We start from the raw sequence: 14117 nt of genomic DNA, 5'->3' as shown, positions 1-14117 counted from the left end.
TGTTCAGAAGATAAGGCAACAAATATGATTGCATGGTGTGAAAATTTAAAGAGTATTAAAGTAGCCCCGAATTTTAAAGTAAGTTTTGATTTGGGAAAAAATGATAACTTTGTATGGAAGGATGAAAATGGTAAAATATGTACAAGTACGGTGAAGAATCTGCCTGTTTCGATGCTGTATACAAGGTATGAGAAAACGTCAAATGAAGAACTCGCATCCGGTAAGAAGTATGGCGGGTATACCTTTGTAAAAGGAAAAGATGGAAAAACCCGTTGCTATGATGCCAATAGAAGTTTAGTAACAAATGAATTTAAGTTTGATGGAGATTATACTTATTATTTTCAGGCAGATGGAACAGCAATGACAGACCGGCTGACTTATCACCCGGATGGGGAACATATTATTTATTTTGACACAGAAGGGCATGAGGTATTCAATCGTTTCCAGTATTGTCCAAGTGTAGGATATACCTGCTATTTTGATTCACAGGGTTATATTTATAAAGACCAGATTACTTTTTTGGGAGACAAAGTTTATTACTTAAATGGGAACGGAAAATTGGAGTGTGAGGGATGGTTTCAGTTTGCAAACGGTGTAGACTTTGGCTGGGCAAACAGTGACGGAACACTTAGAACAAATGGATTTTCATATGACCCATATGGAAGAGTGGTCTTTTATCATTGGAACGGAATGGTAGCCAGAGGGTTAATTACAGATGGGGTATATTATTACAGTATGGATATGACAGATGGACATTATCTGGGGCAGTTCCCGGTAAATTAGAAATCTGTGTATGTTACTACAAAAAGCGTGAATGATAATACCCGGAGAATTGTAATACAACTATATTGACGGCAGACAACTGTCAGAGTATAATAAAGGCAATAAAAAGTTGAGAAGGAAAGAGGTAGAAGAATGAAAAGTGATAATGTAAAAAAAGGAATGCAACAGGCACCACATCGTTCTTTGTTTAATGCATTAGGATTTACAAAAGAAGAAATGGAAAAGCCATTGGTTGGTATTGTAAGTTCTTACAACGAAATTGTACCGGGACATATGAATCTGGATAAGATTGTGAATGCAGTAAAAATGGGAGTTGCAGAAGCAGGTGGTGTGCCGGTAGTATTTCCGGCTATTGCAGTCTGTGATGGAATTGCCATGGGACATGAAGGAATGAAGTATTCCTTAGTAACAAGAGATTTGATTGCAGATTCTACCGAATGTATGGCACTGGCGCATCAGTTTGATGCATTAGTCATGGTACCAAACTGTGATAAAAACGTACCGGGGCTTTTGATGGCAGCAGCAAGAATCAATGTCCCTACCGTATTTGTATCCGGTGGACCGATGCTTGCAGGTCATGTAAAGGGACATAAGACCAGCTTGTCTTCCATGTTTGAAGCAGTTGGAGCATATGCCGCAGGAAAACTGACAGAAGAAGAAGTCTGTGAATATGAAGAAAAGACATGTCCAACTTGTGGTTCCTGTTCCGGTATGTATACAGCAAACTCTATGAACTGTCTGACAGAGGCACTTGGTATGGGACTTGGCGGAAACGGAACCATTCCGGCAGTATATTCTGATAGACTTCGTCTTGCAAAACATGCAGGAATGGCAGTTATGGATATGTATGCAAAGAATATCCGTCCAAGAGATATTATGACCAAGGATGCTATCTTAAACGCATTAACTGTTGACATGGCATTGGGATGTTCTACCAACAGTATGTTGCATTTACCGGCAATCGCACATGAAGTAGGATTCGATTTTGATATTGCATTTGCAAATGAAATCAGTGAGAAAACACCAAACCTGTGCCATCTTGCACCGGCAGGTCCAACTTACATGGAAGACCTGAACGAAGCAGGTGGTGTATATGCCGTAATGAATGAATTAGCAGAAAAAGGATTGCTTCACTTAGATTGTATGACTGTAACCGGAAAAACAGTAGGTGAAAATATCAAAGGAGCAGTAAATAAGAACCCTGAGGTTATTCGTCCATTAGATAATCCATATAGCCAGACCGGTGGACTTGCAGTATTAAAAGGAAATCTTGCACCGGACGGAAGTGTTGTAAAACGTTCTGCGGTTGCACCTGAAATGATGGTACACGAAGGACCGGCAAGAGTATTTGATTGTGAAGAAGATGCGATTGCAGCAATCAAAGGTGGTAAGATTGTAGAAGGTGATGTAGTAGTAATTCGTTATGAAGGACCTAAGGGGGGACCGGGAATGAGAGAAATGTTAAATCCTACTTCAGCGATTGCAGGAATGGGACTTGGTTCTACGGTAGCATTAATTACTGACGGACGTTTCTCGGGTGCAAGCCGTGGTGCATCTATCGGACATGTATCTCCGGAAGCAGCAGTAGGAGGAACGATTGCATTAGTAGAAGAAGGAGATATCATTAAAATTAACATTCCGGAAATGACATTGGAATTAGCTGTTTCAAATGAAGAACTAGAAGCAAGAAGAGCAAAATGGCAGCCAAGAGAGCCGAAGGTAACAACCGGATATCTGGCTCGTTATGCAGGTCTTGTTACTTCAGGAGCAAAAGGAGCTGTATTGAACAAAGCACAGTAAAACTGTTAATATCTTGTTAAGAAACGAAAGGATTGATTGACACACATGGTTCCTTAGCATATCATGGATTTGTAATAAATTTATGGTAAAGGAGCAGTATAACAGCAGATGGACGATAGTGACAGTGATAATTCAAATACCGCTACATATTATCGAAAAAGGACATATTCATATTCCTTCTATCAGGATTATGGGTATGTCTTTTTGCGTCTAAAAAGATTATTAAGATGATAACAACAGAGAAAGAGTAGATGGATACGATAATAAAAAGTGGCTTTGGAGGATAAAATGATAGGACAGATATTATTACAAATAATTTTAATTGGATTAAACGCAGTATTTGCTTGTGCAGAAATTGCCGTGATTTCTATGAATGATACCAGGTTAGAACAGTTAAGCACCCAAGGAAACAAGCGGGCAATAAGGCTTTCCAAACTTACCAGTCAGCCGGCAAAGTTTTTAGCAACCATACAGGTGGCAATTACATTGTCTGGATTTTTAGGTAGTGCCTTTGCAGCAGATAATTTTTCAGAAAGTCTGACATTATGGTTTGTAGGAATTGGAGTGCCTATTCCGAAAAAGACGTTGGATACAATATCCGTAGTTTTGATAACCATAATTCTTTCTTATTTTACATTGATATTTGGAGAATTGGTACCAAAACGTCTTGCAATGAAAAAGACAGAGCAACTTGCACTTGGAATGGCAAATCTCATTTCTGTGTTAGCACAACTATCTGCGCCCATTGTATGGGTGTTGACGGTATCTACAAATGGAATATTGCGACTTTGTGGAATTGATCCGTCAGCAGAAGAAGATGAGGTCAGTGAAGAGGAAATCCGTATGATGGTAGATGCGGGAAGCCGAAAAGGAATCATTGATTATGAAGAAAAGGAATTTATTCAAAATGTATTTGAGTTTGATGATTTAGCAGTAGGAGAATTTGCCACACACAGAAAGGACATTGTTATTTTATGGAAAGAAGAAAACATGGAGCAGTGGGAAAAACTGATTCATGAAAGTCGACATACCAGATATCCTGTATGTGGTGAATCTGTGGATAATGTGGTGGGAATTTTAAATGTAAAGGATTATTTTCGTTTAAAAGATAAAAGTCGTGAAAGTGTTATGAAAGATGCAGTACAGTTACCATTTTTTGTCCCCGAGGGAATTCGGGCAGATGTATTGTTTCGACAAATGAAGGAATCCAGAAATCATTTTGCTGTTGTATTAGATGAATATGGTGGAACAGAAGGAATTGTTACTATCAATGACCTGTTAGAACAGTTGGTAGGCGATTTAGAAGACGAAGATTCCCCAAAAGAAAAGCAAGAAGGAATGGAGCAGATAGATAATACTAACTGGAAAATTTATGGAAACCTACCATTAAATGAAGTGGCTGAGATGTTGGAGATTGCATTACCGGTTGAAAAATATGATACTTTTAGTGGATATGTTTTTGCTACCTATGGTTCTATTCCAAGAGATGGAAGTAAAATAGAGGTAGAAACAGATAAAGTCCGGATTTCGGTAACCAAGATATATGAACATCAGGTAGAAGAAGCTTTGATACATATGATATAATGTACGCGAAGGCAAAAGTGAGCATAGATTGAAGATGTTTGAGGATACTTGTATCAGCAAACATCTTCAATCTATGTGAACGCGCCCGCGAGCCAGCAAAACCGCAGGTTTTTCTGGCTTTTGCCGGAGCTGATTTTGCACATGATATAATGAGTGCAAGTGAGTCAACATGCTTGCATAATTGACGAACGACGAATGTTGGTCATGAAGCTTTGCTTCATGATATAATGAATACAAGTGAGAGGAAACAAAAATGTTAAGAATCGGATGTCATTTATCTTCTTCCAAGGGCTATCTTGCTATGGGGAAAGAAGCAGTCAAAATAGGAGCAAATACCTTTCAGTTTTTTACCAGGAATCCCAGAGGAGGAAAAGCGAAGGCGTTAAATGTAGCGGATATAGAATCTTATCTTGCTTTTGCAGCAGAAAATGAAATCAAACAGATTTTAGCTCATGCACCCTATACCATGAATGCCTGTGCAAAGGATGCAGACTTGCGGGAATTTGTCTATGAAACCATGTGTGATGATTTAAGCAGGTTGGAGTATTTACCAAATGGAATGTATAACTTCCATCCGGGAAGTCATGTGAAACAGGGCGTGGAAGTGGGAATTGATTATATTGCGCAAATGTTGAACCGTATAAATGAAAAACAATATAAGACTACCATTCTCTTAGAAACCATGGCAGGAAAAGGAACGGAAGTAGGAAGAAGTTTTGAAGAACTTGCATCCATTATAGAAAAAGTAGAGGATACCGGTCATTTGGGCGTTTGCTTGGATACTTGCCATGTGTTTGATGCAGGGTATGATATTGTAAATGACTTAGAAGGAGTATTAGAACAATTTGATAAGGTGATAGGAATTGAGCGGCTAAAAGCAATTCATTTAAATGATAGCAAAAATGAATTAGGAAGTCACAAAGACCGACATGAAAAGATAGGAGAAGGGCAAATCGGATTTTCGGCATTTGAAAAAATAGTAAATCATCCGAAATTACGAAAACTTCCGTTTTTCTTAGAAACACCAAATGAATTAGAAGGATATGCAAAAGAAATTGAAACGTTAAGAAAATGTTATCATGAGCCGATATAAAAGAAGTAATCCAAAATATAGAATAAAAAGGGGATGGGTGAATGAGACATATTAGTCGGACAGCTATGAATGCAGCAAAAATTGTCGGTCAGAGAAGTTTGCAGAGTGCACGAAGAAAAGCTGCTTTAATAGGAAGCTCTAGAACAAGTAGTACACGATTGAGCAGTACAAAAAGCAATAGTACCACCAAAAGTACAGGCGTTAATCGAAATAGTATTTTAGGAAATAGTTCATTCCTTTCTAAATATCAATCAGGTACCACGAATACTGCGTTAGAAAAAAGCTATTATACAGATATGGGAGAATCGGCTGCAAGTATTCAAGATCGCGTAATAGCATTTTTAAAGCGTGGAGAGAATACGTTGTTCGGAACGGAAACAAGTAAAGCCGAAGAGAGTAAGACAGAAGAGAGTAAAACAGAAGAGAGTAAAACTGAGGAAAGCAAGACAGAGGAAAGTACAGGCGATACTTCTCAAGTTTCTGCGGAAACACAAAAAAATAAAATTGTGAAACAGATTCAAGGATTTGTGGATGATTACAATACGATGCGAAACAGCATGGAAAAGCTTGGAGGACAGGTACGTCAAGTTTATATTCAACAATTAGACAGGCAGGTTACCAAGAATGCGAAAGCCTTAGAAGAGATTGGAATTACACAGAATAAAGATGGAACCCTTAGTGTAAAGAGTTCCACATTAAGAGAAGCAGACTTAGAGAAAATAAAATCACTCTTCGGAACAGCGGACTCTTTTGCAAATAAGGTAAGTGACATTAGTAACGGTGTGGAGAAAAATGCAAGAGATAATTTGTATGAATTAAAATTCCGCAGTTATAGTTCCGGCTATAGTAAGACCGGTAGCTATTCAGAAAGTTACAAGAGTACAACCGGAAGACGTTATAATGTAAGCAGATAGTGAAACTGAGAAATACGTTGGTATTTATTTGCGTATTTCTCAGTTTTTATAATAGGACAAGGAATAGGAACAAAAATGATAAAGGAAAATTATAGAGAATATTTAAAATATGTACGAGAATACCTAACAGAACATCATGGGATAAATTCTCCCAATCCTTTGCATCCGTTTCGCTCCAGATACCATCACACCATTCGGGTGTTACATTGGTGTTTTCGATTGAAAGAAGATGCCGGAGAAAATGTAGATTTAGAAGCATTATATACCGCTGCTATTTTTCATGACATAGGATATGCAGAGTGTGATAATGAAAATCATGCAGAGCATAGTTATCATGCATTTTTAGAATATGCCAAAAAACAAAACATGGATACTGTATTTACCAATAAAGTAGCAGATATGATACGAAAACATTCTAATAAGGAATTGTTAAAGAAACCTGAAACATCCAAAGAGTTGATTCTACTTATGGAGGCAGATTTATTAGATGAGGAAGGAGCAATGGGAATTGTATGGGATTGCATGACATTAGGAAATGCTCATGCAAATAGTTATGGAAATGCTTATACCCATATTATGGAAAGTTCCAATAAGCCGGAGCCAAATCCGATGGTAACTCCAAGAGCAAGCCAAATCTGGGAGCATAAAAAGAAAATTGCTGCCGAATTTGCAGAAGAACTGAAGGAAGACTTAATGATAGGCAGCAAGTATTTTGATATTTGATAGGTTATTGAGAAAAAATATTGACAACCGCCTTTCCCTAAAGTAGAATGGGAAAAGCGGTTCTTTTACGCTAAGATAAAAATATAATTGCAGAAGGTGCCTGTATTCTCCACAGGATAATAGGGAAATGGGTGAAAATCCCATACGGTCCCGCCGCTGTATAAGTGGAGTCTTATCTTAATGCATGCGCATAACCACTGGGAAACCGGGAAGGAAGATAAGGCGAAGAAACTTGAGTCAGAAGACCTGCCTTTTGTAAAGGAATGCATGAAGTTACGAGAGATGACTGGCTGCAGAGAACTGATTACTATGGAATTCTGTGATGTTTGGAAGAAAATAGATAATCGGTTATTTGAAGTATCAGTTTACTGCGTGGGAAAGCAGAAATGTGATACTTTTTTTATGACAAAACAACGGAATGCCCGAAGGGACGGAAAGGAGAAATTTATGACAAAACATCAGAAGAAACTAATTGTGTTAAGCATTGCATTTGCAGCAGCATTTGGAATTGTACCACAGGTAAATGCTATGCATATCATGGAGGGATATCTGCCACTTGGATTTTGTATCGGATGGGGTGTAATTTGTATTCCATTCTTACTAAGCGGATTTTTTTCCATTCAGAAGAAATTAAAGGCTAATCGAAAGAATATTACACTTCTTGCAATGGCAGGAGCATTTGTATTTGTAATCTCATCCTTAAAGATTCCATCTGTAACAGGAAGTTGTTCCCATATGACAGGAACAGGATTAGGTGCCATTTTATTTGGACCAAGTGCGGTGAGTGTCCTTGGAATTATTGTGTTGATTTTCCAGGCAATTTTATTAGCACATGGCGGATTAACTACTTTAGGAGCAAATACATTTTCCATGGCAATTGCAGGACCATTTGTTTCCTACGGAATTTTTGTATTATTAAAGAAATTAAAAGTAAATCGAAGAGTCAGCGTATTTTTAGCAGCAATGTTAGGAGATTTATTTACATATTGTGTAACCAGTGTACAGCTTGCATTGGCATATCCTTCTTCCGAAGGCGGAGTTGCAGCATCAGCAGTGAAGTTCCTTGGCGTATTTGCACCAACACAGCTTCCATTGGCAATCATTGAAGGATTCTTAACTGTAATTATTATGATTACTTTGGAAAATTACGCACAGAAAGAATTAAAAGATACCAAATATTTAGAGGAGGCATAGAAGGCATGAAAAAGAAAGATAAAAAGTTAATAGCAGCAATTTTAATTGTTGTACTTTTGATGATTGTAATACCATTATTTGCCTTAAAAGGTGCAGAATTTGGTGGATCAGATGATGCAGGAAGTCAGGTAGTAGAAGAAATCAGTGGTGATTATGAACCATGGTTTACTCCGGTTTTAGAAACTCTTATTGACGGCGAATTACCGGGAGAAGTAGAAAGTCTTATGTTCTGCGTTCAGACCGGAATCGGTGTAGGAATTATTGCATTTCTTATGGGACGTTTTGTAGAACGTAAGAAATGGGAAGATAAGAAACAGGAAAACTAAGAGGAATGAATATGGAAGGGCAGAAACACAGACACAAACACAGACATCATTCCCACGGCGTGCAAACCATGGACTTTTATGCATATCAGTCAGGATTGCGTCAATGGAATGGAAGTTATAAAGTTTTATCTGCCCTTTTGATTCTTATATTATGTATCGGGCTAAATGATATCTGGGTATCCTTAACAGTAATTGTTACAGTAGGGATGTTAAACGTAATTGGAAATCGGGTTCCGTTCCGTCAATATGTGGAACTGATGAAGATTCCAATTGCGTTTTTGGTACTCGGATGTGTCGCTATTGCATTTGGAATATCTACAAAACCGGTGGGCGAATATCGTGTTTATTTAAAATGGTTCTATTTCTATATGACGAAGGCAGATATATGGAAAGCAATAGAATTATTTTTTAAGGCATTAGGTGCAGTAGGAGCTATGTATTTTATGGCATTGTCTACCCCGGCAGGGGAATTGATTAATGTACTGCGCAAGGCTCATGTGCCGAAACTTATTGTGGAATTGATGAATATGATATATCGTTTTATTTTTATTTTGACAGATGTGCAAGGCAGAATGAAGCGGTCAGCAGTTTCAAGATTAGGCTATATTGACTTTAAAACCGCTTGTGGCTCTTTTGGAAAAATTGCAGGAAACCTGTTTATTTTATCACTGAAAAAGGCAGATACTTATTATGATGCAATGATTTCAAGAGGATATGACGGAGAAATCAGATTTCTGGAAGAAGAAAAAAAGGTAACATTTGTACAAATTGCAGGAATGGCAGCATATCTGATAGCATTAGTTTTGATTTGGTATATAGGAAGATAAAGGCGGAAAAATGGCAGAAGAGATTATAAAAATAGAAAATTTGGCATATGCATATCAGACGGGAACACATGCATTGGCACATATTGATATGACTGTAAGAGAAGGCGAAAAAATTGCAGTAATGGGTTCTAATGGTGCCGGAAAATCCACGTTTTTTTTGAATCTGAACGGTGTGTTACAGCCGGACGAAGGAACGATTGCATATCGCGGAAAAGCAATTGGAAAAAAGGATTTAAACGAATTGCGAAAAAATGTAGGATTTGTTTTTCAGGATGCAGACAGTCAGATGATTGCATCAGATGTACAAGGGGAAATATCCTTTGGACCAATGAATCTGAAGTTACCACGAGAAGAAGTAAAAAAGCGGGTAGACGAAGCAATAGAATACATGAATCTGAACGAATACAGAAACCGTCCCCCTCACTATTTAAGCGGTGGTGAGAAAAAGCGTGTCAGTATTGCAGATATTATAGCGATGAAGTCAGAAGTAGTATTGTTTGATGAACCAACGGCTGCATTGGACCCACTAAGTGCAGAGATGTTAGAAGAAGTACTGGCAAAAATGTCAGCAGAGGGAAAAACATTGCTAATCTCTACCCATGATGTAGATTTTGCTTATCGTTGGGCAGAGCGAATTGTAGTATTTTGCGGTGGAAAGATTATTGCTGACGGAACACCGTTAGAGATTTTTCAAAACAAAGAAGTGTTAAAACAGGCACACCTGAAAAAACCGGCAATGTTTACCGTATATGAGACTTTGGTAGAAAAGGGATTGGTAGAGGACGGAAGCTATCCCAGAGTGCCGGAAGAATTAAAAGGCGTACTGAAATAAAAGAAAATAAAATAATAGGTTACGGATTTCCGCTTTTTTATATTTGTGGTATACTAAAAAAGCAGAGATTTTTGAACGTATACTGCGATACATTATCTTATGATATAAGTAAAAAGTGGAAGGAATGAAAAACGTGACCAAAAGTATGACAGAGGGCAATCCGCTAAAACTGATGTTACAGTTTGCGTTGCCTCTTTTTATTGGAAATTTATTACAACAAACATATAACATTATTGACGCAGCTATTGTAGGAAGATTCTTAGGGCAGGATGCATTGGCAAGTGTGGGAGCTTCCAGTAGTGTGCAGTTTTTGGTATTAGGATTTTGCATCGGCATATGTTGTGGCTTTGCAGTTCCGGTGGCAAAATGGTTTGGTGCGAGAGATTATGATCGAATGCGAAATTATATTTTTCAGGCAATGATATTAACGGTTGGAATTGCAGTTGTTTTGACAGCTGTTTGTGCAATACTGTGTCCTCAGATTTTACATTTACTGTCTACCCCGGAAGATATATATGACGGAGCATACCAGTATTTGTTAGTTATTTTCTTGGGAATTCCGGCAACACTTTTATATAATTTTCTGGCAGGAATCTTACGAAGTGTAGGAGACAGTAAGACCCCGTTTTTATTTCTTGCGTGTTCTACGGTATTAAATATTTTTTTAGACTTATTGTGCATTATTGTATTGCATTGGGGGTGTGCAGGAGCAGCAATTGCAACCATTACGGCACAGGCAGTAAGTGGAATCTTATGTTTGATTTTTATACATAAACGCTTTGAAATTCTGCATTTGGGAAAAGAAGACCGCAAAATGAGCGGAGCAGTTACGAAGGATTTAATTGTTATGGGGATACCTATGGGATTGCAGTATTCCATTACGGCAATCGGAAGTATGGTGATGCAGTCAGCCAATAATTCTTTGGGAAGTGTGTACGTTTCCGGATTTACAGCAGGTATGCGAATCAAACAGTTCTTCATGTGTCCGTTTGATGCGGTAGCAACAGCAGTATCTGTATTCTGTGGACAGAATCTGGGTGCAGGAAAAATAGAACGAATCAAGAAGGGAATCCGCCAGGGAGTAATGGTAGGAGTTACCTATGGACTGATTGCAGGAATTATTTTGATTTTCGCAGGTAGAACATTATCCCTTATTTTCGTAAAATCAAGCGCAACGGCAGTATTAGACGCTTCAGCAAAATATTTACGTTGCATGGGATATTTCTTCTGGAGCCTTGGAATTTTAAATGTTTGTCGAATGACAACACAGGGACTTGGATTTTCAGGAAGAGCTATTTTTTCCGGAATGACTGAGATGGTAGCGCGAATATTTGTAAGTATGGTCTTTGTATCAACTTATGGATTTACAGCAATTTGTTTTGCGGACCAGACAGCATGGATATCTGCATGTTTCTATATTGTTCCGGTTTGTATTTCTTGTGTAAAGAGAGTATCTAAAACAGTAAAATGATATAGAGTGGTAGTAGCTATTAGTTTGCTCATAATGGGTATTGCCATAAGCAAAAAGAATGATAGGTATAAAAAAGGAGAATAAAAACACACTTTAACGCTTTAATGTTGTTGCGCTTTACAGAATTTTTGATAAATTCATTGAATTTTCGGTAGAAGTATATTAGAATAGAAACGTTGAATAAAATGTACGAAACTAAGTTGCGGAGGTTTAAGAATGTACCCAATCGTAAAAAAGAAAAAACTGGCTGATAAGATTTATCTTATGGAAGTAAAGGCACCACGCGTTGCTAAGTCTTGTCTGCCTGGAGAATTTGTAATTGTAAAAATGGATGAAGAAGGAGAACGTATCCCTCTTACAATTTGTGATTACAATCGAGAAGCAGGAACCATTACTATTGTATTCCAGACAGTAGGTGCTTCTACAGAGAGAATGGTAAGTTTAGAAGAAGGAGATGCCTTCCAGGATTTTGTAGGTCCTTTAGGATGTGCTTCTGAGTTAACTGAGACACCAATTGAAGAGTTAAAGAAAAAGAAAATTGTATTTATTGCCGGTGGTGTAGGTACAGCTCCGGTATATCCGCAGGTAAAATGGCTGCATGAAAATGGTGTAGACTGTGATGTTATCATGGGTTCTAAGACAAAGGACCTGTTGATTTTAGTAGATGAGATGGAAAAAGTAGCAGGAAATCTATATGTAACAACCGATGACGGTTCTTATGGTTTCCACGGTATGGGAACCAATCAGTTAGAAGAACTGGTGAATGCAGGAAATAAATATGATTTATGTATTGCAATCGGACCTATGATTATGATGAAGTTTGTCTGTCTGCTTACAAAGAAATTAGAGATTCCAACCGTTGTTTCCCTGAACCCAATTATGGTAGACGGAACCGGAATGTGTGGAGCATGTCGTGTAACTGTTGGCGGAGAAGTGAAGTTTGCCTGTGTTGATGGTCCGGAATTTGATGGACATAAGGTAGATTTTGATCAGGCAATGAAACGTCAGCAGATGTATAAGACAGAAGAAGGAAGAGCCATGTTAAAATTACAGGAAGGTGATACACATCACGGTGGCTGTGGACATTGCGGAGGTGACAAATAATGGATGTAATGAAGAAAGTACCAGTAAGAGAGCAGGAGCCACAGGTTCGTGCCAAGAATTTTGAAGAAGTATGTTTAGGATATAATAAAGAAGAGGCAATGGCAGAAGCTACCAGATGCCTGAATTGTAAAAATGCACAGTGTGTAAAAGGTTGTCCGGTTTCCATTGATATTCCGGGATTTGTTTCTCAGGTAAAAGAAGGCAACTTTGAAGAAGCATATCATATTATTAGTAAGTCCAGCGCACTTCCTGCTGTATGTGGTCGTGTATGCCCACAGGAAAGCCAATGTGAAGGAAAGTGTATTCGTGGTATCAAAGGAGAAGCGGTTTCTATCGGTAAGATGGAACGTTTTGTAGCTGACTGGGCAAGAGAAAATGGAATCAAGCCACAGCCTGCAACCGAGAAGAAGGGACATAAAGTAGCTGTAATCGGTTCTGGTCCGGCAGGTCTTACCTGTGCAGGAGACTTAGCAAAGATGGGATATGATGTTACCATTTTCGAAGCACTCCATGAAGCAGGTGGAGTATTGATTTATGGTATTCCGGAGTTCCGTTTACCAAAGAGCAAGGTAGTAGCCAAGGAAATCGAGAATGTTAAGGCACTTGGCGTTAAAATAGAGACAAATGTTGTAATCGGAAAATCTACTACCATTGATGAGTTAATGGAAGAAGAAGGATTTGAAGCAGTATTCGTAGGTTCCGGAGCAGGGCTTCCAAGATTTATGGGGATTCCGGGAGAACAGGCAAACGGAGTATTTTCTGCAAACGAGTTCCTTACCAGAAATAACCTGATGAAAGCCTTTAAAGAAGAGTATGATACTCCGATTATGAAAGGAAAGAAAGTAGCTGTTGTTGGCGGTGGAAATGTTGCTATGGACGCTGCAAGAACAGCATTAAGACTTGGTGCAGAGGTACATATTGTATACCGAAGAAGTGAATCCGAGCTTCCAGCCCGTGTGGAAGAAGTTCATCATGCCAAGGAAGAAGGAATTATCTTTGATTTATTGACCAATCCGACAGAGATTTTAGTGGATGAAAATGGATGGGTAAAAGGAATGACCTGTATTCGTATGGAATTAGGTGAGCCGGACGAGTCCGGAAGAAGAAGTCCGGTAGAGATTCCGGGTTCTGAGTTTGAATTAGACTTAGATACTGTTATCATGTCACTTGGAACATCACCAAATCCATTAATTTCTTCTACCACAAAAGGACTGGAAATTAATAGAAGAAAATGTATCGTAGCAGAAGAAGCAAACGGTGCTACCAGCAAGCCGGGAGTCTTTGCCGGAGGAGATGCAGTAACAGGAGCTGCTACTGTAATTCTTGCAATGGGAGCAGGAAAAGCTGCTGCAAAAGGTATTGACGAATATCTTTCTAACAAGTAAAATAAAAGAAACCAAAGAAAAGGGATTGCCGTAAAGGTAAGTCCCTTTTCTGGTATATAGAGAAATATGTTGCGTTAACGT

At 38.4% G+C, this 14117-nt stretch carries 12 protein-coding genes, 1 pseudogene and 1 riboswitch; all 13 genes and pseudogenes read left to right on the top strand.

Annotated features, from left to right (window positions below; all coding sequences use genetic code 11):
* Positions 1 to 783: pseudogene (locus KQI83_RS05830) on the top strand (hypothetical protein); the annotation flags it as partial.
* Between the two features lie 132 nt (positions 784 to 915).
* Positions 916 to 2583 (top strand): dihydroxy-acid dehydratase, encoded by a 1668-nt coding sequence (ilvD, locus tag KQI83_RS05825; RefSeq protein WP_216555390.1) that lies wholly within the window; start codon positions 916 to 918, stop codon positions 2581 to 2583.
* Positions 2584 to 2871: 288 nt separating this feature from the next.
* Complete coding sequence (locus KQI83_RS05820; RefSeq protein ID WP_216555389.1) at positions 2872 to 4167, top strand: hemolysin family protein; 1296 nt, start codon at positions 2872 to 2874, stop codon at positions 4165 to 4167.
* Positions 4168 to 4420: 253 nt separating this feature from the next.
* Complete coding sequence (locus KQI83_RS05815; RefSeq protein WP_216555388.1) at positions 4421 to 5260, top strand: deoxyribonuclease IV; 840 nt, start codon at positions 4421 to 4423, stop codon at positions 5258 to 5260.
* 41 nt (positions 5261 to 5301) lie between these two features.
* A complete protein-coding gene (locus tag KQI83_RS05810) occupies positions 5302 to 6174 on the top strand; it encodes a hypothetical protein (RefSeq protein WP_216555387.1) in 873 nt (290 codons plus the stop codon).
* A 75-nt stretch (positions 6175 to 6249) separates the two neighbouring features.
* A complete protein-coding gene (locus KQI83_RS05805; protein ID WP_216555386.1) occupies positions 6250 to 6897 on the top strand; it encodes an HD domain-containing protein in 648 nt (215 codons plus the stop codon).
* Positions 6898 to 6974: 77 nt separating this feature from the next.
* Positions 6975 to 7165: riboswitch (cobalamin riboswitch) on the top strand.
* A 179-nt stretch (positions 7166 to 7344) separates the two neighbouring features.
* A complete protein-coding gene (locus tag KQI83_RS05800) occupies positions 7345 to 8091 on the top strand; it encodes an energy-coupling factor ABC transporter permease (protein ID WP_216555385.1) in 747 nt (248 codons plus the stop codon).
* A 5-nt stretch (positions 8092 to 8096) separates the two neighbouring features.
* A complete protein-coding gene (locus KQI83_RS05795) occupies positions 8097 to 8417 on the top strand; it encodes an energy-coupling factor ABC transporter substrate-binding protein (RefSeq protein WP_216555383.1) in 321 nt (106 codons plus the stop codon).
* Between the two features lie 11 nt (positions 8418 to 8428).
* Positions 8429 to 9244 carry a cobalt ECF transporter T component CbiQ gene (cbiQ, locus tag KQI83_RS05790; protein WP_216555380.1) on the top strand — a complete coding sequence of 272 codons (816 nt, stop codon included), beginning with the start codon at positions 8429 to 8431 and terminating at the stop codon, positions 9242 to 9244.
* 10 nt (positions 9245 to 9254) lie between these two features.
* On the top strand, positions 9255 to 10076 hold the full coding sequence (locus KQI83_RS05785; protein ID WP_216555377.1) for an energy-coupling factor ABC transporter ATP-binding protein: 822 nt from the start codon (positions 9255 to 9257) through the stop codon (positions 10074 to 10076).
* 124 nt (positions 10077 to 10200) lie between these two features.
* Complete coding sequence (locus KQI83_RS05780; protein WP_253295497.1) at positions 10201 to 11547, top strand: MATE family efflux transporter; 1347 nt, start codon at positions 10201 to 10203, stop codon at positions 11545 to 11547.
* 216 nt (positions 11548 to 11763) lie between these two features.
* Complete coding sequence (locus KQI83_RS05775) at positions 11764 to 12651, top strand: sulfide/dihydroorotate dehydrogenase-like FAD/NAD-binding protein (protein WP_216555374.1); 888 nt, start codon at positions 11764 to 11766, stop codon at positions 12649 to 12651.
* The gene (gltA, locus tag KQI83_RS05770) at positions 12651 to 14036 is read left to right on the top strand and encodes an NADPH-dependent glutamate synthase (protein WP_216555371.1); all 1386 of its coding nucleotides are present in this window, start codon (positions 12651 to 12653) and stop codon (positions 14034 to 14036) included. Before KQI83_RS05775 ends, gltA begins: the two co-directional genes overlap by 1 nt.
* Positions 14037 to 14117 lie beyond the last annotated feature (81 nt).

It is taken from the genome of Roseburia sp. MSJ-14 (assembly GCF_018918225.1).
Lineage (GTDB): Bacteria > Bacillota > Clostridia > Lachnospirales > Lachnospiraceae > Petralouisia.
The sequence above is the reverse complement of the archived record's forward strand: the minus strand, read 5'-3'. Positions and strand labels throughout refer to the sequence as shown.

Coding starts and splice junctions, on each gene's coding strand:
- ilvD (WP_216555390.1), top strand. CDS start 916: ATGAAAAGTGATAATGTAAAAAAAGGAATGCAACAGGCACCACATCGT.
- KQI83_RS05820 (WP_216555389.1), top strand. CDS start 2,872: ATGATAGGACAGATATTATTACAAATAATTTTAATTGGATTAAACGCA.
- KQI83_RS05815 (WP_216555388.1), top strand. CDS start 4,421: ATGTTAAGAATCGGATGTCATTTATCTTCTTCCAAGGGCTATCTTGCT.
- KQI83_RS05810 (WP_216555387.1), top strand. CDS start 5,302: ATGAGACATATTAGTCGGACAGCTATGAATGCAGCAAAAATTGTCGGT.
- KQI83_RS05805 (WP_216555386.1), top strand. CDS start 6,250: ATGATAAAGGAAAATTATAGAGAATATTTAAAATATGTACGAGAATAC.
- KQI83_RS05800 (WP_216555385.1), top strand. CDS start 7,345: ATGACAAAACATCAGAAGAAACTAATTGTGTTAAGCATTGCATTTGCA.
- KQI83_RS05795 (WP_216555383.1), top strand. CDS start 8,097: ATGAAAAAGAAAGATAAAAAGTTAATAGCAGCAATTTTAATTGTTGTA.
- cbiQ (WP_216555380.1), top strand. CDS start 8,429: ATGGAAGGGCAGAAACACAGACACAAACACAGACATCATTCCCACGGC.
- KQI83_RS05785 (WP_216555377.1), top strand. CDS start 9,255: ATGGCAGAAGAGATTATAAAAATAGAAAATTTGGCATATGCATATCAG.
- KQI83_RS05780 (WP_253295497.1), top strand. CDS start 10,201: ATGAAAAACGTGACCAAAAGTATGACAGAGGGCAATCCGCTAAAACTG.
- KQI83_RS05775 (WP_216555374.1), top strand. CDS start 11,764: ATGTACCCAATCGTAAAAAAGAAAAAACTGGCTGATAAGATTTATCTT.
- gltA (WP_216555371.1), top strand. CDS start 12,651: ATGGATGTAATGAAGAAAGTACCAGTAAGAGAGCAGGAGCCACAGGTT.